This window comes from Enterococcus sp. AMC1252 (assembly GCF_058216515.1).
The window spans coordinates 594,506-616,620 of record NZ_CM177097.1; the positions used below are offsets into that span (position 1 = coordinate 594,506).

21 protein-coding genes and 1 CRISPR repeat array are annotated in these 22,115 nt (G+C 34.4%); of the genes, 16 read left to right on the forward strand and 5 right to left on the reverse strand.

Annotated features, from left to right (window positions below; all coding sequences use genetic code 11):
* Nucleotides 1-10: 10 nt before the first annotated feature.
* A complete protein-coding gene (locus AC4BB5_RS02675; RefSeq protein WP_490457881.1) occupies nucleotides 11-832 on the forward strand; it encodes a MetQ/NlpA family ABC transporter substrate-binding protein in 822 nt (273 codons plus the stop codon).
* A gap of 60 nt (nucleotides 833-892) precedes the next feature.
* Here the strand turns inward: AC4BB5_RS02675 and AC4BB5_RS02680 are convergent, their stop codons facing one another.
* The 3 genes from AC4BB5_RS02680 to AC4BB5_RS02690 form a co-directional block, all read right to left on the reverse strand.
* Complete coding sequence (locus AC4BB5_RS02680) at nucleotides 893-2,389, reverse strand: helix-turn-helix domain-containing protein (RefSeq protein WP_490457882.1); 1,497 nt, start codon at nucleotides 2,387-2,389, stop codon at nucleotides 893-895.
* A 115-nt stretch (nucleotides 2,390-2,504) separates the two neighbouring features.
* Complete coding sequence (locus AC4BB5_RS02685) at nucleotides 2,505-2,690, reverse strand: hypothetical protein (protein WP_490457883.1); 186 nt, start codon at nucleotides 2,688-2,690, stop codon at nucleotides 2,505-2,507.
* A gap of 26 nt (nucleotides 2,691-2,716) precedes the next feature.
* Entirely contained in the window at nucleotides 2,717-3,925 is a 1,209-nt protein-coding gene (locus AC4BB5_RS02690) for an MFS transporter (protein ID WP_490457884.1), read from the reverse strand.
* Nucleotides 3,926-4,177: 252 nt separating this feature from the next.
* Here AC4BB5_RS02690 and AC4BB5_RS02695 point away from each other — a divergent pair, with 252 nt between their 5' ends.
* The 5 genes from AC4BB5_RS02695 to relB all read left to right on the forward strand — a co-directional run bounded on the left by AC4BB5_RS02695 (nucleotide 4,178) and on the right by relB (nucleotide 7,831).
* Nucleotides 4,178-4,834, forward strand: a complete 657-nt coding sequence (locus AC4BB5_RS02695; protein WP_490457885.1) for a Crp/Fnr family transcriptional regulator — start codon at nucleotides 4,178-4,180, stop codon at nucleotides 4,832-4,834.
* Nucleotides 4,835-4,989: 155 nt separating this feature from the next.
* A complete protein-coding gene (locus tag AC4BB5_RS02700; RefSeq protein WP_490457886.1) occupies nucleotides 4,990-5,928 on the forward strand; it encodes a helix-turn-helix transcriptional regulator in 939 nt (312 codons plus the stop codon).
* Nucleotides 5,929-6,476: 548 nt separating this feature from the next.
* Complete coding sequence (locus AC4BB5_RS02705; protein WP_490457887.1) at nucleotides 6,477-7,097, forward strand: DJ-1/PfpI family protein; 621 nt, start codon at nucleotides 6,477-6,479, stop codon at nucleotides 7,095-7,097.
* 37 nt (nucleotides 7,098-7,134) lie between these two features.
* Nucleotides 7,135-7,500, forward strand: coding sequence for a DUF3224 domain-containing protein (locus AC4BB5_RS02710; protein ID WP_244875454.1), 366 nt, complete (start codon nucleotides 7,135-7,137; stop codon nucleotides 7,498-7,500).
* Nucleotides 7,501-7,612: 112 nt separating this feature from the next.
* The gene (gene relB / locus AC4BB5_RS02715; protein WP_010761590.1) at nucleotides 7,613-7,831 is read left to right on the forward strand and encodes a type II toxin-antitoxin system RelB family antitoxin; all 219 of its coding nucleotides are present in this window, start codon (nucleotides 7,613-7,615) and stop codon (nucleotides 7,829-7,831) included.
* A gap of 209 nt (nucleotides 7,832-8,040) precedes the next feature.
* Here relB and AC4BB5_RS02720 read toward each other — a convergent pair whose 3' ends face one another.
* Both AC4BB5_RS02720 and AC4BB5_RS02725 read right to left on the reverse strand, forming a co-directional pair.
* Nucleotides 8,041-8,175, reverse strand: coding sequence for a hypothetical protein (locus tag AC4BB5_RS02720; protein ID WP_010761589.1), 135 nt, complete (start codon nucleotides 8,173-8,175; stop codon nucleotides 8,041-8,043).
* Between the two features lie 102 nt (nucleotides 8,176-8,277).
* Entirely contained in the window at nucleotides 8,278-8,550 is a 273-nt protein-coding gene (locus AC4BB5_RS02725) for a hypothetical protein (RefSeq protein WP_010761588.1), read from the reverse strand.
* A gap of 1,431 nt (nucleotides 8,551-9,981) precedes the next feature.
* On the opposite strand from AC4BB5_RS02725, the gene cas3 reads away from it, so the two are divergent.
* The 10 genes from cas3 (at nucleotide 9,982) to AC4BB5_RS02775 (ending at nucleotide 22,105) form a co-directional block, all read left to right on the forward strand.
* A complete protein-coding gene (gene cas3, locus AC4BB5_RS02730) occupies nucleotides 9,982-12,417 on the forward strand; it encodes a CRISPR-associated helicase Cas3' (protein ID WP_490457888.1) in 2,436 nt (811 codons plus the stop codon).
* Nucleotides 12,418-12,434: 17 nt separating this feature from the next.
* On the forward strand, nucleotides 12,435-13,154 hold the full coding sequence (cas5c, locus tag AC4BB5_RS02735) for a type I-C CRISPR-associated protein Cas5c (protein WP_490457889.1): 720 nt from the start codon (nucleotides 12,435-12,437) through the stop codon (nucleotides 13,152-13,154).
* Complete coding sequence (gene cas8c, locus AC4BB5_RS02740) at nucleotides 13,151-15,049, forward strand: type I-C CRISPR-associated protein Cas8c/Csd1 (protein ID WP_490457890.1); 1,899 nt, start codon at nucleotides 13,151-13,153, stop codon at nucleotides 15,047-15,049. Before cas5c ends, cas8c begins: the two co-directional genes overlap by 4 nt.
* Before the next feature lie 3 nt (nucleotides 15,050-15,052).
* Nucleotides 15,053-15,910, forward strand: a complete 858-nt coding sequence (cas7c, locus tag AC4BB5_RS02745; RefSeq protein ID WP_490457891.1) for a type I-C CRISPR-associated protein Cas7/Csd2 — start codon at nucleotides 15,053-15,055, stop codon at nucleotides 15,908-15,910.
* A 1-nt stretch (nucleotide 15,911) separates the two neighbouring features.
* On the forward strand, nucleotides 15,912-16,565 hold the full coding sequence (gene cas4, locus AC4BB5_RS02750) for a CRISPR-associated protein Cas4 (protein ID WP_490457892.1): 654 nt from the start codon (nucleotides 15,912-15,914) through the stop codon (nucleotides 16,563-16,565).
* The gene (gene cas1c, locus AC4BB5_RS02755; RefSeq protein WP_490457893.1) at nucleotides 16,562-17,590 is read left to right on the forward strand and encodes a type I-C CRISPR-associated endonuclease Cas1c; all 1,029 of its coding nucleotides are present in this window, start codon (nucleotides 16,562-16,564) and stop codon (nucleotides 17,588-17,590) included. Before cas4 ends, cas1c begins: the two co-directional genes overlap by 4 nt.
* Before the next feature lie 10 nt (nucleotides 17,591-17,600).
* Nucleotides 17,601-17,891, forward strand: coding sequence for a CRISPR-associated endonuclease Cas2 (cas2, locus tag AC4BB5_RS02760; RefSeq protein WP_490457894.1), 291 nt, complete (start codon nucleotides 17,601-17,603; stop codon nucleotides 17,889-17,891).
* Nucleotides 17,892-18,062: 171 nt separating this feature from the next.
* A CRISPR array of direct repeats spans nucleotides 18,063-18,501; the repeat unit is 33 nt; unit sequence GTCTAGCTCTGTTTAGAGCTAGTGGATTGAAAT.
* A 711-nt stretch (nucleotides 18,502-19,212) separates the two neighbouring features.
* Complete coding sequence (locus AC4BB5_RS02765) at nucleotides 19,213-20,304, forward strand: tyrosine-type recombinase/integrase (RefSeq protein WP_490457895.1); 1,092 nt, start codon at nucleotides 19,213-19,215, stop codon at nucleotides 20,302-20,304.
* Between the two features lie 271 nt (nucleotides 20,305-20,575).
* Complete coding sequence (locus AC4BB5_RS02770) at nucleotides 20,576-21,325, forward strand: helix-turn-helix domain-containing protein (protein WP_490457896.1); 750 nt, start codon at nucleotides 20,576-20,578, stop codon at nucleotides 21,323-21,325.
* A gap of 126 nt (nucleotides 21,326-21,451) precedes the next feature.
* On the forward strand, nucleotides 21,452-22,105 hold the full coding sequence (locus AC4BB5_RS02775) for a hypothetical protein (protein WP_490457897.1): 654 nt from the start codon (nucleotides 21,452-21,454) through the stop codon (nucleotides 22,103-22,105).
* The last annotated feature ends 10 nt before the right edge of the window (nucleotides 22,106-22,115 follow it).

Genomic DNA, 22,115 nt, shown 5'->3' on the forward strand with positions numbered 1-22,115 from the left:
GAGCAAAATTATGAAAAAAAAATTATTGATTAGCATGTTAGTAGTAGCAGGTCTAGTGGTTGCAGGATGCGGTGGACAGAAAAAGCAAACGGATGCAGAGAAGCAAGAAGACAAAGTAATCAAAGTTGCTTCTCATATACCATCAACTGTTGAAGTAGTAGAGTTGGCAGGTAAAAATATTGAAGATGGGTATAAAGTAGAGCTGGTTCAAGTTAATGATAATATTCAATATAATGAACTTTTAAATGCTAAAGAAATTGATGCGAACTTTGCTCAACATGAACCATTTATGCAAAAATTCAATGAAGAAAAAGATGGTAATTTAGTGGTTGTACAAAAAATTTACAATGCTAAAGTTGGTTTTTATTCAAAAGACTACAAAGATATCGAAGACCTCCCAGATGGTGTGAAAATTGCATTACCAAGTGATATTTCTAATGAGGGACGTGCCCTTGCAATTTTAGATGATGCTGGTTTAATCAAATTAAAAGAAGGTGTGGGCTTTAATGGAACAATCAAAGATGTGATTGAAAATCCTAAAAAGTTTGAGTGGGTATCTGTTGATTTATTAAACTTAGCAGAAGCGTATAACGAAAAAGATATTGCAATGATCTACAACTATCCAACGTATATTGCTAAAATTGGATTAACACCAAAAGATGCGATTTTATTGGAGAAGAAAGTAGATGATCGTTTTGCTATCAGTTTGGTTGCCAGAGAAGATAATAAGGAGTCCGATAAAATCAAAGCATTAAAAAAAGCTATGACTAGCGACAAAGTTCGTGAGTTGTTAGAAACAAAATATAGTGAAACATTGACACCAGCATTTTAAAACTAAACAATCAGCGGGGACTCCTCACTGATTGTTTTTTTTTGATAATAAAAAATCAAATTAGAGTTGTTTATAGAAAATAGTAGAATATAATTTAGTACTGACGTAACTAATCAGTGCTTGCCATTCTGTTGTATCTAAAGGATTATCAAAATAAAAAAAATTATCACTGGGATAATCTTGTTCATAGCAGTCAGATATTAAGATATCTGACTGCTTAAGGTTGGAAACAAATACAATGACGTCGTTATTGAAAAAACCTGCTAGACTCTTTTTTATTTCTTCAGTAGTAACATGATTTTTTGAATATTGGACAAAAACCTTTAACTGCTGCGATTTCTTAGAACAATCTAGAATGAAATAAAATAAAAAAACCATGTAGGTGAAAAAACCTTTTGATGTCAAATTATCTAGATAAGGTGCTTCAGAAAATAATTTCTCTGCCAGTTCTGAAAGTTCGGCTTCCATTTGAGGAAAATCAGCAAAGTCAGTACCTAAATTAGAAAGATTTTGATCATTTTCAAACAGTTCACTATTATCTATTTTTATATAGGTGATTGAGATTAGGGCAAGAAGAATTGAGTGATATGAGAAAAGATAATCCTCACGTTTAGGGTCAATATTATAGGCAGCATAAAGCCCATCTAAAATAAATGTACAACTTTTAGAAATCGGTAAGTCTGATTGAATAAAGGCTTCTGCTGTTTCTATTTTCTGACTGATAGTGTCCACATCAAAAATAAAAATTCGACATAAGTAGGCAAAATAGCTTTCCTCATGAACAAGTGCTTCTTCAGAAAGATTTAAATCAAGTGCAAATTTAATTGGGTGAACTGTATTAAGCAACTGAATAACAGCTAAAAAATCTGGTTCAATAACGACTAGCTTATTCCGATATATGACTCTCCATATCGTTAACGTTTGATAATAGTTTAAACGGGTTTTTTGTGATCCTGACAGATCATCTATAGCGATATTAATATTTTTTAGATTTTCTAAAGATTTTCTAAAGGGCCAAACGAGTCCTTTGAAAACAGACCAATAATAGTAAAAAAGAAACAATCGAATGTTTATTTCTGAACCATGGAAATTAGATTGTGATTTTTCTCTTGAAAAACTAAGTTTAAGTTGAAAATAGCCTAAAGCTCTATTAATAGCATTTAGACTTTTATAGGTTTGAGCAACGCTTAAGTTAATCTTTTGAGAGAGTGATTCCACACTATCGTAATATTTCAAAGATACAGAATGGAATATCAAATATTCATGAGAATGCTGTATATAGTAGAGTCTCAAGGAATCAATCACGAAACTTATATTGATAGGATTACCTATCTGAGCAGTAAAAAAAATATCATTTTTGATTAGAGAAACTTCTTCATGAGGAAAAATTTCTTTCAAATCATCACGAAGTGCTTTGATCTTTCGGTAAATCAGATTTAATGACAAGTTTGATTTTTCTGCAATCATATTGACGGAGAGGCCATTTTTACTAAACAGAATTAATTTGAAAATATCAAATTTTTGCTCATCACTTTTTTTCATAAAAAAACTTTTCATAACGTTCTAACCTCCCAAGGTGAAACGTAATCAATTGAAATATACAGCAAAAAAATAAAAAAAACAATTAGAAAATAGCAAATTTGAAGATCAAATTCCTATTTTCCAATTGTTTTTAACCCATGATATTGTTATTATCGATCGCTGATTCAATTGATCTTGCGTAGTGGCTAGTATTGGCTTGGTATTTGTCAATCAATACCAAGTCTTTTTCAATATGACCTAGGCGAGTATTTAGTTCATCTATTTTAGTTAAAGTTTGTTGTAAAATTTCAAGTATATGTTCATCTGTATTATTCATCCTGTCACTCCTATTTAGATTTGGTATTATTGTTCTTTTAGTTTATTTTCGTAAGTAGAGACCTTTGATTGGTAAAATAAGGCATAAAGAATCGTGCAAACTATCGGAATTAGACCGGCAACGAAGTATAATCCTTGGAAAGAAAGAAAACTTCGTAGTTCACCTAAAACATAAGGACCAACACCTAAACCAAGATCTAAACCGATGAAGTAAGTGGACAACGCAATGCCGATTCGATGACTAGTGGGACTAGCTTTTAAACAAATTGCTTGGCCGTTAGACATAAACGTACCATAACCCAAACCAATCAATCCACCTGAAACAAGTAACATCCAACCACTTGTGGTCACGCTCAACAAGAGTAATCCAGCCGTTAGAAAGATAAAACTAGGATACATCACCGCATTTTCACCACGCGCATCAAAGATTCTGCCAGACATTGGACGAGTGGCGGTGATCACCAACGCATAGACCACAAAGAAAAAGGAGCTAGCACTGACTAGATCGATCACTTTGGCGTAAGAGGAAAGGAATGAAAGGACACTTGAATAAGAAAGCCCCATTAAAAAGGCAATAAAAGAAATAAATAGCACTTTTTTTTCAATAAAACTATCAAATGTCCAGCGTGACAAACTGGCTTTATGAGCTACACTTAATTGAATATTTTTTACAGGGAAGATAAAACAAGCAATCGTTGTCAGGAAAATAAGCACGATTGAAAACAAAATAATAAAATAAAAACTCGTTGTATTTAACAAAACCATCCCAATAAATGGACCGATTGCGGCAGCTAAACTAGTGCTTAGTCCATAATAATTGATTCCTTCACCATGTTTTGATTTAGGAATATAGGCCGTCACGATCGCATTTGTCGCAGTCGACACTGTTCCATAACCAAAGCCATTGAGTAAACGAACAAAATAAAGAATACTGATACTTGGAATATAGAGATAAGCAATCGTTGTGACGAGATAAAACAAAGCGCCATAGCGTAAGACCGCTTTTCTACCAAGTAACTCCAACATTTTTCCCATAAATAGCCGAGCAAATAAGGTGCCGATAATATAAATTCCTGAGGCAAGACCGGCTTGACTTAATGAAGCATGAAGGGTATCTTGCGCAATTACTGCGATGATCACCATCAATAAGTAATAAACAAGATAGACCACAAAGTTGATCAACGTAATGCTGATAAACCCTTTATTGAATAATTTTTCTTCTGAATGTTCCGTCATTGTTGAATGTTCCTTCTTTCTTGTTAGGGTAATGTTAAATTGCAAATTACAATTTTTTTCTGAAAACTATTTGTATAGCTACTATACGAAAAAAATCATTAAAAAAAATGCTGATTTGTTTTTTCAAAAAGTTATTAACAAAAAAACACAACAAAAGTCATATACATTTGTTGTTGCTTTGGGATGTGTTATCATCTTAAATAAGAATAGCTTTTACAGAAAATTTTCATATAAACGGTGAGGAGTTACTAAATGGATAGCCACGTGTTACAAGAATACTTAGACGATCATTCGTTTCCAGTCGTAGTGAAGAAAAAGAGAACGTACCTTACTTATGAAGGGTTACAAGACCGTTATGCCTATATTTTAAAAAGCGGTATTATCAAAACCAGTGTTATTTCGCCAGATGGGCGAGAATTCAATCTTAGGTATATCAATAGCTTGGAAATCGTTTCACTTTTGAGGGATGAATATTCTCAGTTTATTGATGCGCCGTTTAACATTCGAATCGAATCAGAGCAGGCAGAGTTGTATCAAATCGATCGCGTTCAGTTTTGGAAAGATATCAATCAAAGTAAAAAGCTACAGATGTATGTGAAAGATTATTATCGTGTGCGTTTGATGTATTCGATGAAAAAAATGCAGCAGATGTTGATGAATGGAAAATTTGGCGCAGTTTGTACTCAGATTTATGAGTTGTATGATACATTTGGTGTACAAATAGATGACGGATTATTGATTGATTTTGTGGTAACAAATGAAGAGATTGCTCATTTTTGTGGGATCACTTCTGCTAGTAGCGTTAATCGAATGATGCAGCAGTTGAAAGATTTAGGAGCGATTAAGATTCAAGAGCGGAAGATTGTGATTACGGAACTGGAGATTTTGAAGGATAATATTATTTTGTAAAGCCACGTAGACAAATTTCAATTTTGGTACGATTTGTACGGTAACCAATTACGAAGTATAATGAGGATATAAAAATCAAGAAAGAAGGAATCGATGAGCATTTAGCAAGTGGATTCTTTTTTTATCTGTATAGATACAGTGAAAAAGGAGAAAATATGAAAATAGATCGTTTACTCAGTCTGGTAAATTTATTGACGGAAAATGACCGAATGACCGCCAAAGGGTTGGCGGAACGGCTGGAAGTATCTAAACGAACCATTTATCGTGATATCGAAACCTTGAATTTAGCGGGGATTCCGATTATTTCTTATTCAGGGATTCAAGGTGGCTATGGTATCATCGCTGGCTACAAAGTGAGTAAACATGTTTTCTCAACTGAGGATATTTCGACGATCATGACAGGTCTTTCGGCCATTCAAAGTATTTCAACTTCCTCTGAAATCGGCCCATTGTTGGCAAAAATTGCTCCGAATACGAAGGTACAGCAACCGCAAAGTGATTTGTTGATCGATTTATCTTCTTGGTATAAACCAAACGAAGGGAAAAATAAAGTGGATGATTTACGACAAGCGATAGCAACGCAGCAAATCGTTGTGATTCAATACCATTCCAAGAAAGGTTATTCTGAACGTAAAATAGAGCCTTATAAGCTTATTTTTAAAGCTTCACATTGGTATTTATATGGTTTTTGTTTAAAAAGAAAGGCATTTCGCCTATTTAAACTGACAAGGATTCAAACATATACGCTGCTAGAGGAGCGATTTGAACCTAGACCACTAGACCCTGTAGAGCTAACCAGAGAGTCTGAAATTGATTATTTAGAAGCGAGGGTATCGCCAGATGTTCAGCAAATCGTCTTAACTTATGAGCAAAAAGATAAATTATACTTGGTCGATAAACTAGGTGCAGAATTTTTTCAGGAGCATGAAAAGGATTCGGTTACTGGAACGATTGTATTTCCACTGATAAATCATAAAAAATCAATAGACTTTATTTTACGTTTACAAGATAAAGTACGAGTTATTGAACCACCGAGCATAGTAGAAGCAGTCAAAGCGAAAATCGAAGAAATGTATTTTCTTTACAAAAGCTGACAATCAGTTGTCACACTTCTGTTGTATGATGAAGTCTAACAGGTACTTAGCTTATCCTTTTTCCATCAAATCGGGAAGTTGTTACCATGTGTTATCTAGCTATGCGGGCTAGCTCCTCAGGAAAAAGATAAAAATAGTTTGTGGTAAAGAGCACCACAATCGATTTTTCCTATTTTCCAGTCGGAGCTGAACGAGCCCGCTTCGCTTTTGATTTGAAACATGCCAAGAAATACAACGAAGTTATGAGTTGATATTAATTGGTACAAGGTGACTGAAAGGAACGTTGCTTTCTCCTGTTATTAAGATGTTGAAAAGTACAAGGTGTAGCATAGCGGAACGTTGTTACCGTAAGTTATCTAGCTACGCGGGCTAGCACTACGCTGTGCTTCGATCTCAACAATTCCTAAGAGCTAAAGCTCTAAGGATTGAAGGTCTTCGGGAAAAAGATAAAATCTAAATGAGGCAAAAAGCACCTCAGTTAGATTTTCCTATTTTCCTGTCAGAGTTAAACGAGCCCGCTTCGCTTTTAAATTAAGGAGGAATAAATCATGACAGAAGTGTTTTTTGTATTATTAGAAGATTATGCAGATTGGGAAGCAGCATCGATCGCAGCAGTCTTGAATCAGCAAGAGGGGTTCACAGTTAAAACTGTTTCAAATGAAAAACAAGCGATTCATTCAATGGGTGGTTTTTCGACATTACCAGATTATACGTTTGCCGAGGCGTGTCAAAAAGATTTTGCTGCGCTGATTTTAATTGGTGGAAAGTCTTGGCGAACGGATAAAGCAAAAGAAGTCGATGCTTTAGTAGCGAAAGCGGAACAACAAGGTGCTTTGATCGCAGCCATTTGTGATGCCACTGTTTATTTGGGAAGTCTAGGGTTCCTAAATGATGACAAGCATACAAGTAACCAATTACAAGACTTACAAGAGTATGCGGGTGCGCGTTATACGGGTGGGAATCACTATTTAGAAGTTCAAGCAATAAGGGCAAACAACCTGATTACAGCCAATGGGACCGGGCATTTAGAGTTTGCAAGAGAAATTTTGTTGGCACTTCAAGTAATGTCTGAAAAAGAAGTGGAACAATGGTATAACTTTTACAAGTTAGGCTACTATGAAGCGATCAAACAAGAACTAAGAAATGCTGGTGAGGATCATGTTGGCTAAAAGTACCTTTGAGCTTGTTTCATGGGAGGAAGAATTATTGGCAGATATCCCAACAGAACAACCAGTGGCGAAAGCTTCTGCTTGGTATAAAGCCTTACAAGAAATCACAGGCAGTTTCAAAGCAGATTATTTATTGCATTACTCGCAGTACAATCAAGAAAACCCTCATCTATCAGAAGCGACCTATTTAGGGTATCTGTTCTTTGAAGGGGTGCTAAAAGGTCGCAAAGGCACGTTTGTCTTAGAAGAACGAGGGACTTTTGAAAAGGGACTTCCGCACAATGAATTAGTGATAAAAGAGAACACTGGAACGGAAGAACTTTCAGGAATTCAAGGTACGGGCAAGTATTTTTTAGATGGAGACAACTTGGTTATTGAGATTGATTATGGGATTGAGAAGTAAAGTGTTTATTAGTAGCGGAACAATCCAAAATGTAGTTTTAGTACAATTGAAAAATGTATGTAAATGTATTACGATAATCAGTAAGACGAATGTTTGAAGAGGAGGTAACTGAATGAATACAGTGTCATTTAGATTATCTAACGATGAAAAAGATTTTATGCAAAGGCTGGCTAACTCTAAAGAGATATCCTTATCTGAACTTGCTAAGACAACAATTTTGGAAAGCTTAGAAAATCAGATTGATTTAGAAACATACAATAATCTGATGAAAAAGCATCAAATAAATGACGAAAGTATTTCTCATGCTGAAATGATGCAGGAGCTTATTTAATGATAAGTGGACAGGTTGTTTATTGTGATAGAACAAGACAATAACGATTTTTATCACAGTGATTTTGCATAGGAAAACTCTTTATCAGTAATAGTAGCGAAAGGCTTAGAAATAGTATTCATTTCTAGGTCTTTCGCTTTTATACAAAAACTACTTGAAAACAAGCGCCTATTAAAATTTTTAATGAATTGTTTCGCGAGAAAGACGTTCTATTTTGGAATAAATGAAATAATCTCTTCTTTATTTTTATAGTAGTAGAATTCTTGATTTTCTTTTATAGCTAATTTTTTTGGAAAGATAATAACAATTCTCTCTCCTTGTTTTGTTGCTTTTAGTAAATCCAAAATAATCCCTCCCATTTTTAATGTGACTTAAAATAGTCCAATCATATTTTTGTTCCTGACACTATCTAAATACGCAAAAGATGATTCCTTTCATTTTTTTAATCAACTATTTTGATTTTGTGTAATAATAGCCAATTGTTTTTGCGACTCTGCTATCAATAACTTAAATTCTTTATTAAATGTTTCAAACAATTTGGCACTAGCGTAATACTGTTTAACGACCTGTTTTTTATTGATTGGTGTTGTTGGATTGGTAAAATATTTTTCAAGAACTTCCAATGGTTCTTTCCAAGATTCTAAACGTTCCAGTGAATCTCGAAGATTTAGAATCTCTTGATACGGGACAGTTTTAATGCAGATGACGGAATTTTTCATGGTAATTCTCCTTTTCTCTTTGTTTGATTTTTGTATGTAGAGCGAAAGAAAAAGGGGAAAGCTGTCCGTCTCTATTGTTGAATTATGCCAGTATGTTGGGAACTTCTTTGTGTAACCAGAGAAAAATTCAAAAAGTGTCTAGAAATTCTTACAAGAATTAGGTACAATAAAGAAGCTAGTGCTACGGTACTGGTAAATGGGCAACTTGGATAGAGAGGTGCTACTTTCTATTCAGGGCTTCATTGAACGGTTGGCGCCGAACAATGAAGTGCCTTTTTTGCTTTGAATCACTACGCTGTCGCTTCGATCGCATCAATTTCTAAAAGCTAAAGCTCTAAGAATTGAAGGACTGCGACTGGCTATAAGACAGAGCTGATGATGAAAAGTACAAGGTGAATAAAATGAACGTTGTTCCCCTGAAAGTTCTTCTTCGTCTCAAATTTGTAGGATAGAAATAAAAAAAGACGATCCACAGGTGACCTGTAATCGTCTACAAATAGGCAAGATAAAGAAACTATAAAATGTGTCGTCACTATAGACGTGTACAACAAAAATAGATCGATCCTTACGCTATTGGCAAAGTTGTTTGACAGGTGCTACTGTTTAAACAAGGCTTCTGGTTTGGTTGGCGCCAGACCACGAAGAGCCAATTTATTTATTTTTAATGTTAGTTATTTCTATCCTATGAATATTATTATACAGAAAGAGTGGCTTGTTCACAACGAATTTTTTTGTGGAAAGAGATTAAATAACACCCGATTTTTGCTCCTTATATATAAGGAAAAATAACAAAACTTTTTTTAGAGTGGTCGATTATTTTTTGTTTATTAAGCTAAAATGCTCGCTCTTTCTTTTGTGATGTAGATATGTATCGCATAAAAGAGATGAGCTCAATGGCTTATTGTTTTTTATTTAGAAGAGACATTAAATATCTGAGTTATTTTTTCTTACTGTTATTTAACAAAAATAAATCAAAAAAAGCCTGGATAGTAGTTATCCCAGGCTATTCCTTGTAGTTACGTACAAAGACATAATACTTAAAAATTTCAATCCACGCATTCTAAAATTTACTATAGATTACGACATTAATTAATCAGTGTTTACAGAATATTATAGCATAAAAATTTGTGTAAAAAATTCTTTTAGTCGATATATGTTAAATTGATGTTGACTATTTCTTTCTTAAACGATAAAATGATATAGAACAGTGGATTTTTCTTACAAAGAACAAAATACATAAAAGAAGAATTAAAAGGAGTTGTCACAATGTATATAGAAGGATATGTCCTAGTGATTTTAATTATTGGCATTGTTGTTTGGCAGATTATCGTTAGAAAAAACAAGAAGTGATATTGAAAAAAATATCGCTATTTTTTTGTGAAATGATATAATACATTTAAGACATTTAGACGACAATTAAGGAGTTTTGGTATGTTTATAGCACATATTAGGGAATTGGATGGAGAAGAGCAATTATTAAAAAATCATTTAAAAAATAGCGCAAAACTAAGTGGTCACTGGGGGAAAAAATTCAATTTAGAAAAGACTTGCTATTTAGCTGGTCTTCTTCATGATTTCGGCAAGTACTCTGACGAATTTCAATATTATTTAAGACAAGCTGTAAAAGACCCAAACAGCGTTAATCGAGGTAGTGTGGATCATTCAACAGCTGGCGGTAAGTTACTGTTTGAGTATTTACATCAAGAAGAAGTGAATCCATTTCAATTATTCCTAGCTGAAATTATTGGCGACGCGATTATCTCCCATCATAGTAGTAATGGGCTACAAGATTTTTATAAACCAGACGATATGCGCTCTGTTTATTTAGAACGAGTAGTAGAAAAAACAATTCCAGAGTATGATTTAATGAAAGAACGATTTTTTAAAGAGGTAAAATCAGAAGCTGAATTTCAGAGTGATTTACGAGTAGCGAGTAAAGAAATCGAACAATTTCATCAAAACATAAAAACGGAACACGCTTACTTTTTTCTACTAAAATTTGTCTATAGCTGTTTACTTGATGCAGATCGAACCAACACCATGTTGTTTGAAGCACATCGAGAAGAAGAAAGTGTAGAAGTAGATACGCACACTTTACTGAAAAACTATCAGCAACATTTAGAAAAGCATATCGAAGAATTGGAGAAATCCGTACCGAAAACAGCTATCAATCAGTTACGAACAGAAATGTCTGAAACATGTAAGCGTTTCGCTGGACAACCAACGGGAATCTATAGTCTGTCGATCCCGACTGGAGGAGGTAAAACGTTAGCAAGTTTACGTTTTGCTTTAAACCATGCTCTTCAACATAGCAAAGATCGAATTATTTTTGTTGTCCCGTTCACTACAATTATTGAACAGAATGCTCAAGTCGTGCGGAATATCCTAGAGGATGACCAGCATATCCTAGAACATCATTCCAATGTATTTACAGAAGAAAGAGTAGATCAAGAAGATGAATCAGAGTCATTAGAACAAACGCAGGAATTAATGAAAGACAATTGGGATTCACCAATCATTTTTACAACAATGGTACAGTTTCTTAACGTTATTTATAGTCGTGGGACTAGAAATCCAAGACGATTTCATAATTTACAAAATGCAGTGATTATTTTTGATGAAGCACAAGGCGTTCCAATCAAATGTACTCATATGTTTACGGAATCTTTGAACTATTTAAAAAATCACGGACAAACAACCAGTGTTTTGTGTACCGCAACACAACCTTCATTAGATAAATTACCCAAAGAACTTGAAAAAGATGGTGAGATGATTCAAAACTTATCGGAGATAGAGAAGTCATTTAAGCGTGTAGATCTTGTAGGAAAACTGAAAAATGGCGCGTGGTCATTAAACGAGTTAGCTGATTTTGGTCAGGAAATTTTGGAAGAAAAAAATAGTTTGTTAATGATATTAAATACAAAATCAGCTGTTCTGAAAATGTATCAAGAATTAAAAGAACGTTCACTTAGTAATGTAAAAATCTTTCATTTAAGTACAGCGATGTGTCCAGTTCATCGAAAAGATATTCTAAAAGAATTAAGAAAGCAACTTAAAAATACTAAAAAAGATCAAAAAATAGTATGCATCACAACACAACTGATTGAAGCAGGGGTAGATATCAGTTTTGAGTCAGTGATTCGTTCTACAGCAGGATTAGATTCAATGGCGCAAGCGGCAGGTCGTTGTAATCGAAATGGAGAAGCTGGAAAACAAGCAGTTTATCTTGTCAATGTTTCATCAGAACTTGAAAAACTCTCCCGTTTAAAAGAAATTTCGGTGGGAAAAGAAGTGACAGAACGAATGATAAAAGATAATAATGAGCAACCAAGATTATATGACGGAGAATTACTTTCCGCTAAAGCACAAACTAGCTATTTTGAACGTTATTATAATCATGAAAAGATTGAAAATGAGCTTGTGTATCCCGTCAAAAAAAGTTCGTTAACGTTATTTTCCTTGCTTGGGAACCAAAAAAATGCTTCTCAACAATATCTTGACAAGCATCGGAAAAAATTGGGATTAGTATTAGGTAGTAGTCCTCAAACAATAGGTCATCATTTTGAAGTAATCGAAGATTTTACGACATCCGTTCTTGTCCCTTATAAAAAAGACAATGCCCAAGGAGCAAGAATCATCGAAGATTTGAATGGCGAATTATCCCCGAATGAGGTTGTACCGTTAATAAAAGAAGCACAACAATACATGGTGAATTTATTTGACTATGAAATAACAGAATTGAACAAAAACGGAGCTATTTTTCCTCTATATAATGGGAATATTTTTGCTTTGACCGAAAATTCATATTCAAATGAATTTGGAACTGATCCAACAGCTTTAGCAGCAAGTGACGAACTTATTTTTTAATGAATGGAGGAAGAGTAGTGAGAAATCAGGTAAGTTTCAAAGTTTATGGTGAGTATGCGTTATTCACTGATCCTGTCACAAAAATGGGTGGGGAAAAAATGACCTATCAAGTACCCACATATCAGGCATTAAAAGGAATCACAGAGTCGATTTATTGGAAGCCGAGTATTACGTATTATGTTGACGAAGTTCGGATTGTTAATCCTATTCAAATGGAATCAAAAGGCATTCGTCCTATGAAATACAATGATAGTAGCGCCAGTGATTTAGCCTATTACACGTATTTAAAACAGCCGTGTTATGAAGTGAAGGTGCATTTTGAATTTAATCAATATCGACCAGATTTAAAACAAGATTGGAATGAACATAAGCATTTTCAAATTTTAAAACGAGCAATCAAAGCGGGAGGCCGAAGAGATATTTTCCTAGGTACTAGAGAATGCCAAGGCTACGTAGAACCTGTAGATTTCGGTGAGTCAGAAGGCTTTTACGATCATTATGGGGAACTTCATTTTGGAACGATGGTTCATGGATTATCCTATCCAGATGAAACTGGAAAAGATGAATTAGCAGTTCGGTTATGGCAACCGATTATGGAGAATGGTGTGATTCATTTTCTACGTCCTGAAACATGTGAACTGATTAGACCATTAAAAAGCATGCAGATGAAACCTTTCACTTTTAATAAAATCGAATCTGTCGATCAATTAACTGAAGTATTGGAGGGGGAGGAATGAGTTGGCTGTATGACCTATATCAAACTTACGAAGCAAATCAAGACTTAGTTGGAAAACCGATTAGAACATCATGGGGAAAAGAAATCGTTCTTTTACCAGTTGCTCATGCTTATCAAAATGCCCAAATTGAAGTTCGAGTAACACCTCAAGGAGAATTTTATGAAGCGAAAGTAATTCCTAAAGAAGATGCGCCAACTGTGATTCCGGTAACGATTGAATCCGCAGGACGAACAAGTAAACCGACACCGCACGGGATACATGATGGCTTGCAGTATGTAGCTGGTGATTTTGAATCTTATGGTGGTATTTACAAAAAAGGGAATAATTCGTATGAAACATACATGGGAAACCTTAGGGAGTGGTGTCAGTCTCCAGAAGCCCATCCAAAAGTACAAGCGATTTTCACCTATTTAGAAAAAGGAACATTAATCAGCGATCTGGTTGAAGAACGAGTATTACTTGCTAAAGATCACCAACTCATTCCAAAATGGAAAAAAGAATTGGAAGTTGAATTTGGAGAAAAACCAGAGATTTTTTCAGTTCTTGCTGGCGATCAATTTTCAACATTTGTTCGTTTTTCTGTGTATGATGCAGAAATAATAACCGATGAAGTGTGGCAAGATTTATCTGTGATTGAATCTTATGTTCAGTACTATAGTCAGAATCTTCCAGAAGCGGGGTTAGATTATGTGACGGGGCAACAATTGCCAATTACTGAAAATCATCCATCAAAAGTTCGCTACGGCGGAGACATGGCCAAAATTGTTTCAGGAAATGATCTACAAAATTTTACATTTAGAGGTAGATTTTCAGATAAAAACCAAGTAGCAATGATTAGTTATGAGGCTTCACAAAAAGCACATAATGCGCTGAAATGGTTGGTTGGTAAGCAAGGATTTATTTTAGACGGGCGTGTATTTTTGGTTTGGGGTAAAACGCAATTGGCTGTTCCATCACCAGAAGAATCGAGTATGGATGTATTTGCAAATTTATTTCCAGAAGAAACCGAGGTTGTTACTGCAGACACAACAGCACAACAGTTTGCAGAATTATTTCAACAAGCAATGAGAGGGTATCAAAAGGATTTAACTCGTGATGCACCTATTTATATCATGATTTTAGATGCAGCAACACCTGGGCGGATGGGGATTTTATATTATCGTTCAATTCAACATGTGGACTATTTTAAACGCTTTGAGCAGTGGCATCAAACGTGTTTTTGGCGGCATACTTATGGTAGTAAGAATAAGCAGCGGTATACGTTTTGGGGCGCACCTGCGCTAAGAGATATTGCAGAAGCAGTTTACGGTGCAAGAGGGAATGAAACCTTAGTTAAAAACACTGTGGAACAATTATTTCCTTGCGTTATAGATGGTCGAATGATTCCTAAAAATATTGTTCAAAGTTTATTAAAACGGGCATCCAATCCAGTTGGTATGGAAAATTGGGAATGGCAAAAAACGTTGAGCATTGCGTGTGCGGTAATGAATAAACACTTTAATTTCAAAAAGGGGGAAAGAAATGTGGCGTTAGATAAAAATGAGACAGACAGAAGTTATTTATTTGGCAGAATGTTAGCTGTAGCAGATAAATTAGAGGAAGATGCCTTAGCAGCAAATGGGAAGTTGGGAAGTAGACAAACAAATGCAATTCGCTATATGAACGCTTTTAGTATGCATCCAGAAACTACTTGGAAAATTATTCAACAAAATTTAATCCCTTATCAATCTAGATTGTGGGGAAATGGTAAAAAATTTCAAGATATATTGAAAGAAATAGGAAATAAATTTGAAATAAGTCAGTATAATGATGAACATCTAAATGGTAAGTATCTATTAGGGTACTATAGTCAGAAATACGAACTAGAAAATAAAAAAGATAAAACGGAGGAATAAGCAATGAGTACACTAGAAAATAAAATTGATTTTAAAGTAATTGTTTCAGTAACAAATGCCAACCCAAACGGTGATCCATTAAACGGGAATCGCCCACGACAAAATTTTGATGGTTTTGGTGAAATATCAGATGTTGCAATCAAACGTAAAATTCGTAATCGACTGCAAGACTTAGGTGAACATATTTTTGTTCAGTCTGATGACCGTGCAGATGATGGATTTAAAAGTTTGAAAGACCGAGCAGATGCAGTCGAAGAACTAGAAGCAATCATTAAAGACAAGAAAAAAGATGCAGATCGTTACGCAGAAGTCGCTTGTAAAACATTTATGGATACTAGAAGTTTTGGACAAGTATTTGCTTTTAAAGGCTCTGATTTGTCTGTTGGTGTTCGTGGACCGGTTTCGATACAAACAGCTGTGAGTATAGATCCAATTGACATCAACACGATGCAAATTACAAAAAGTGTGAATTCTGTTACTGGTGATAAAAAAGGCTCAGACACCATGGGAACCAAACATTTCGTAGATTTTGGCATCTATGTCTTCAACGGCAGTATCAACGTCCAACTAGCCGAAAAAACAGGTTTTACCGAAGCTGATGCAGAAAAAATCAAAGAAGCCCTAACGACTCTTTTCGAAAACGATGCATCATCCGCTCGTCCAGATGGCAGTATGGCAGTCGAAAAGGTTTACTGGTGGGAACACCCAAGTAAAATGGGCAAAGCATCATCTGCGAAAGTTCACCGTTCTGTAAAAATCGAAAAAATTCCTGAAGTTGATCGTGCAAAATCATTTGACGATTACAAAGTAACCGTGGAACCACTAGAAGGAATAGAGCTAAACGTCATCGAAGGGCTATAATATGTACGATGAACAAGATTATTTAATGATTTCAGGCATTCAGCATTTTCTGTTTTGCCGTCGTCAATGGGCCTTGATTCATATTGAGCAGCAATGGCAAGAAAATGTTTTAACGTTGGAAGGGCAATATTTACATGAAAAAGCCGATCAGCCAACAATTAGAGAAAAACGCAAAAATCGCTTGATTGTTCGCGCATTGCCGATCCATTCACCAACATTAGGAATTACTGGAATCTGTGATGTGGTGGAGTTTGTACAAGATTCAAATGGTGTGCCTCTAAACGGAGAAGTAGGAACTTTTTCACCGATTCCTGTTGAATACAAACATGGAAAGCCTAAACAAGAATTAAGTGATATCTTACAATTAACTGCACAGGCAGTTTGTTTAGAAGAAATGCTCGTTTGCGAAGTGCCAAAAGGGTATCTCTATTATCATGAAACGAAACGTAGAGAAGAAATCGAAATCACGTCTGCTTTACGTGAAGAATTACAAAAAAATATAACGGAAATGCATCAATACTGGCAAAGACGTTATACACCAAAAGTTAAAACTGGTAATTTTTGTAAAAAGTGTTCGTTACAAAATATTTGCTTACCTAAATTAATGAATGTTCAAACAGTCAAAGGCTATTTAGATCGGAGGTTATGTGAATGAAAAAGCTGTTGAATACCTTGTTTATAACATCCTCAGATGCATATATGGCTTTAGATGGTGAGAATATTGTGGTCAAAATAGATGAAAAGAAAAATAGAGTCCCGCTTCATAATATAGAAGCAATTATCACTTCTGGTTATTTAGGTGCTAGTCCAGCGTTGATGCGCAAATGTGCTGAAAAAAATATAGGCATAACTTTTTTAACGGCTTCTGGTAAATTTGGCAGTCGAGTGACTGGTGGCACAACTGGAAATGTCACGTTGCGGAAAAAGCAATATCGTCTATCGGATAGTGAAGCAGAGAGCTTGGAAATTGCCCGTCATTTTATTATTGGTAAATTGTACAATCAACGTTGGATGTTGGAACGAATGACTAGAGAAAATCCGATGAGAATTGATGTTGAGCGTTTTAAACAAATTTCCAGAGAATTAAAAAAATACATTGAAGCGATTCGCCAAGTTGGAGATTTAGAATCGCTACGAGGAATCGAAGGACAAGCCGCAAATCGTTATTTTCTATTGTTTGACCAAATGATTTTACAGCAAAAAAGTGATTTTGGTTTTTATGGTAGAAATCGTCGGCCGCCTTTGGATAATGTAAATGCTATGCTTTCTTTGGCTTATACTTTGTTAGCGCAAGAATGTGCTGCTGCATTGGAAACTGTTGGACTTGATCCTTATGTCGGATTTATGCACCAAGATCGTCCTGGAAGGGCTTCTTTAGCCTTAGATTTAATGGAAGAGCTACGAGGAATCTATGCGGATCGTTTTGTCTTAACTCTAATCAATAAAAGAATAGTGACAGAAAAGGATTTTGTGAAAAAAGAAAGCGGTGCAGTGATTTTGACTGATGATGGTAGGCGAAGATTCTTTCAAAAATGGCAAGAAAAGAAACAAGAGCAAATTCAGCACCCCTTTTTAGGTGAGAAAATCAATTGGGGATTAATTCCTTATACTCAAGCTCTGTTATTAAGTCGATTTTTAAGAGATGATTTAGATGGTTATCCGCCCTTTTTATGGAAGTAGGTGAAAAAGTGTGTTAGTGCTGATTACTTATGATGTTGCAACAAGTTCGAAGAATGGAACTCGTCGTTTGAGGAAGGTAGCAAAGAAGTGCCAAGATTATGGACAGCGTGTTCAAAATTCTGTTTTTGAGTGTGTTGTTGATGCAACTGAATTAACTAAGCTGAAGAAAGAACTGATTGATTTAATTGACGAAGAATTAGATAGCTTACGTATTTATCGATTAGGGAACAATTATCAAAATAAAGTAGAGCATGTAGGGGCAAAGAAAAGTTTTGATGTAGAAGCGCCTTTGATATTTTAGGAGAAGTAATTTGGTGCGGACCTAAAGTGTACATAAAAATACCGGGAGATTCGCACCAGAAAACAGGTGTTTTTTACCTCTGAAAAGCTTCTTTTCTCACCAAAATTTAATAGTAAGAGTCTCTTTTTTTGAAATAGTAAAAATATGTCGTGTATTTTTATCAATTTCGCGGTCTAGCTCTGTTTAGAGCTAGTGGATTGAAATCGAGAAGGATTAAAAGAGACTGCTGAGACTTTAGGTCTAGCTCTGTTTAGAGCTAGTGGATTGAAATTCTAGGCAGTATTTGGACATCATTTGTGGGTAACGTCTAGCTCTGTTTAGAGCTAGTGGATTGAAATTTCTATCGTCCTCAGAACAGGGTCGCTACTATGTCTAGCTCTGTTTAGAGCTAGTGGATTGAAATAAGTAGTTCAGCCTTATTTGATTTTGCAATATGGAGGTCTAGCTCTGTTTAGAGCTAGTGGATTGAAATCTCGTGTTGTTATGGTTGGTGGCTGGTCTATTTTAGTCTAGCTCTGTTTAGAGCTAGTGGATTGAAATTGATGGAAAATGAATATAGGAGTATGGTCTGCATTACGTCTAGCTCTGTCTAGAGCTAGCGGATTGAAATGTTAATAAAGCAGCAATAAGAAAAAGTTTTTCGTATAGCTCTGCTTAGAGTTGATGAAATTAAATTAGGCAGTATTCGCAGTATTCAGAAGTATTCAAGAAAAAATTACATCCTACAATCTTATTAAAAACACTAAGCACCTGTAACTCAATCGAATATCAGAGATGAAAAGGAGGTTAAAGAGAGAATATTTGATCTTCTTTTGTATCTTGAAAACTCTGTAGCAATGATAAACCCACTATCATATAGTGTAATATAAACAAAATGTACCTAGAACTTGTATTAATAAAAGGTGTAAAAGAGTAATACAAGGACATCTCATTAGTACATTTAGATGATCAATTGATTAAGTTTGGAAAATACACATAATTACAAAAAAAGACCTCTGAAATCAAAGTTTCAAATAGTCTTCAAATATAATTTTGGAAATAGCTTATTTTTTTGTTTTAAAAATCATTTTTTATTCGTTATTTTATTTTTTTTATTCTTGTTATATTAACAAACGAGAAAACTAAGTAATTAAAGTTTTTGTTTAGCTCTCTCAGATGATAATATATTGTTTTATTCGGTTTGTCAATACTGTTTTTTTGTATTTTTTATTATTTTAATTATCGTATTAGCATTTATATCTTATTTTTTAATGGCTGTTATACGATAATTCTTATTAGCCGTCAAATCGCCGTCAAAATTAAAAGAAGGGGGAAATGATTTATGGTAAGAAAAGGTGAAAATATTTATAAACGAAAAGATGGTCGCTGGGAAGGAAGATACATAAAAAGTAGAAAGAGTGATGGAAGTGCTATATACGGCTATATATATAATAAAACATACACTGATTTAAAAGAAAGACTACTAACGATGAAAGCATTGTATTCACATAACTATACCTTTAAAACAATTGCTTATCAAGGTACCCTAAATGATTGGGCAAGTTGCTGGCTAACGGAAATACAAGGACAATTGAAGCCTAGCACATGTGCCAGTTATACAAACAAAATGACCAAACATATCCTTCCTTTTTTAGGTGACAGACCTTTACAAACAATTACAACGGCTAGTTTAAATGACTGGATCAAAAAAATAGAGGATGATCTGTCTTCTAATTCTGTTCGAATCGTTTATCAAGTCTTAATGTCTTGTTTTACTGGAGCAGTAAAAAGAGAGTTGATCCCAGATAATCCCTGTAAATATGTTGTTTTGCCTAAAAAAACACCAAATAATATAAATGCAATTAGCGCTCAAGAACAAAAGGAACTAAAAGAAAAAGCTGCAACACATCCCAAGGGGCTTGCGATTATTTTAGCCTTAGAAACAGGAATGAGGATCGGTGAAATCGCAGGTTTAAAGTGGGAAGATATTGATTTTTCATCCGATATTTTGACAGTACAACGCACGATTCAGAGAATTCAAATTATTAATGGTGTAAACAAAAAAACACAAGTTATCGAAGGGACACCGAAAAGTATTGCGTCTAAACGGACCATCCCACTTTCTAAGAATGTCAGGAATCTGTTGATTAAGCAAAGGCAAGAAATGAATGGTGCCTTTGTATTAGGAGGAAATAAACCAGCAGAACCACGCCTTATTTCAATGTGGTTGAAAACAATCTGTCAAAGGTTTCGGTTTACAAATATTCGTTTTCATCAACTGAGACATAGTTTCGCTACTCGTTGCTTAGAGAAGGGAGTAAATATAGCCACAATCAGTGCCTTGCTGGGTCATCATTCTACTAAAATGACATTAGATGTTTATGTGAATTCTTTTATGTCAGAAAAAAGAAAAGCCGTTAATTTAATAAGCTAGTCTGTCTACTTTTCAAAAATTATGACGTTTGGAAAGTAGATAGGCTTTTTTTATGTTTCATTTAACGTACCTTTAAAATATTTTTTCTTTAATTAATTTTAGATTAACTCGATAATTCAATGCTATTTGACTTATACGAAAACCTAAGCCGTCAAGTTTGCCGTCATGAAATGTTCTAAGTAGTGGTATGAATAGCATTATAATGATGTTTCTCGTTTGTTAATATAACAAGAAAATAAATGGCAGAAAAATTTGAAGAGGAGGGCGTCATATGGAAAATACAATTGGTATATTACATAACGGTGACGATTCTAAACAGAACGATAACATAGGTTTACTGCTGAAAGAGGCTCTCGATGAACAAAGTTACTCATTAATTGAAATTACAGAAAAAGAGCAAATAGGATCATTAGATGGTTTGGTGATTCATTTAGAGAATTCATCTGACTATGTTAAAGCTTTTCAGTGGTTGATTGATTTACAGGAAAAAGATTCTTTGTTCATTTGGATTTTGAACGAAGGAGAAGATTCTGAACTGACAAAATTGTATCCTCACTTGAGTAAAAATTCAGTAATAGAAATTGTTGAGTCAGATAAAGGGTTTGAGGATCTTGGAATCAAAATAAAAAATGCGCTCAATTATAAAAATCATTTATTAAACAGGACAGAATTGAAAAAAATACCTGAGCATCATTTCTTAGACTCAACCAAGCTAAGCCTAGTAGTTCATGACAAAATAATAGCACTAACCCGAAAAGAATTCAAAATTATTGAGCTGTTATACGAAAATATAGAGAACGTTGTAACTTATCATGAAATCAATAAGGCAATTTATGGTTCTTCAACAGGAGAAGCGTTGGAAAAGTATCGCGTAGCAAATTTCATTTTTCATATCAGAAATAAACTAAAAGAACAGACTTACTTTGAAATTGAAATTATTCGAACAAAGGGATATCTGCTTACTTATTCAAAAAATGAACGATTTTTGTTGGAAAATAGAAGCGAAAAAGTTTTACAATAATCAATTTTTAAAGAAAGACCTTGAAAAGGTCAATACTATGCATTTAAAGGGGTTTACGTATTGATTATCAGTATATAGGCGACGAACAACCTGAGCGATTATTTAAAGAAATGGAAGGCTAAATGTGTGAAAGACAAAAAAAAATATTATAGAAACTATCGAAATTATTACCTCGGTCAAATCCTCCTTCTAATCGGATGGATCACTAATTTTATCCTCTTTTCAGCATTCTATAAAGAAGCTGTGTTTTATGTAGATAAAGATGCCAAGTTTATTATTCAACTATTATTCATAGTAAATTATTACTTAAGTGATGTACTGACATATTTATTTGTCGCTTTTTTACTGATGACGTTAAATCTTTTCCTAATCTTGATGTTTTATACAAAAAACAAGCGCGAAGTAATCAAACAAAAAGAGAGTACTTATTCAATGATTGCATTTCTAGCAATTACCGGAATCAGTGCCGTAACGTTACTACTGACAATCATTTGGCCGCTATTCTTACTATTGTTCATCGTTTCTTTGACGATCGTCTATATCATATATGTCATTACAAATTATCTATATGAAGAAAAAGATGAAACGTATGAAGAGAATGAATTAGTTAAAGTAGAAGGGCCATTTCAAACAAGGGAAGCAGCAGAAGAATATATCAAAGGATTCTTAGCGCATTGGACGGATTACTTTACTAGAAAAGGTCATAACTTAGTAGCAGTTACAAAGTGTGATGAAAAAAATGAATGGTATGCGGAAATTATTGTTCAATCAATTCAATAAGAATAAATAT

Coding starts and splice junctions, on each gene's coding strand:
- AC4BB5_RS02680 (WP_490457882.1), bottom strand. CDS start 2,389: ATGAAAAGTTTTTTTATGAAAAAAAGTGATGAGCAAAAATTTGATATT.
- cas8c (WP_490457890.1), top strand. CDS start 13,151: ATGAGTTGGCTGTATGACCTATATCAAACTTACGAAGCAAATCAAGAC.
- AC4BB5_RS02700 (WP_490457886.1), top strand. CDS start 4,990: ATGAAAATAGATCGTTTACTCAGTCTGGTAAATTTATTGACGGAAAAT.
- AC4BB5_RS02675 (WP_490457881.1), top strand. CDS start 11: ATGAAAAAAAAATTATTGATTAGCATGTTAGTAGTAGCAGGTCTAGTG.
- AC4BB5_RS02695 (WP_490457885.1), top strand. CDS start 4,178: ATGGATAGCCACGTGTTACAAGAATACTTAGACGATCATTCGTTTCCA.
- AC4BB5_RS02765 (WP_490457895.1), top strand. CDS start 19,213: ATGGTAAGAAAAGGTGAAAATATTTATAAACGAAAAGATGGTCGCTGG.
- AC4BB5_RS02770 (WP_490457896.1), top strand. CDS start 20,576: ATGGAAAATACAATTGGTATATTACATAACGGTGACGATTCTAAACAG.
- cas4 (WP_490457892.1), top strand. CDS start 15,912: ATGTACGATGAACAAGATTATTTAATGATTTCAGGCATTCAGCATTTT.
- AC4BB5_RS02725 (WP_010761588.1), bottom strand. CDS start 8,550: ATGAAAAATTCCGTCATCTGCATTAAAACTGTCCCGTATCAAGAGATT.
- AC4BB5_RS02685 (WP_490457883.1), bottom strand. CDS start 2,690: ATGAATAATACAGATGAACATATACTTGAAATTTTACAACAAACTTTA.
- cas3 (WP_490457888.1), top strand. CDS start 9,982: ATGTTTATAGCACATATTAGGGAATTGGATGGAGAAGAGCAATTATTA.
- AC4BB5_RS02705 (WP_490457887.1), top strand. CDS start 6,477: ATGACAGAAGTGTTTTTTGTATTATTAGAAGATTATGCAGATTGGGAA.
- cas1c (WP_490457893.1), top strand. CDS start 16,562: ATGAAAAAGCTGTTGAATACCTTGTTTATAACATCCTCAGATGCATAT.
- cas7c (WP_490457891.1), top strand. CDS start 15,053: ATGAGTACACTAGAAAATAAAATTGATTTTAAAGTAATTGTTTCAGTA.
- relB (WP_010761590.1), top strand. CDS start 7,613: ATGAATACAGTGTCATTTAGATTATCTAACGATGAAAAAGATTTTATG.
- AC4BB5_RS02690 (WP_490457884.1), bottom strand. CDS start 3,925: ATGACGGAACATTCAGAAGAAAAATTATTCAATAAAGGGTTTATCAGC.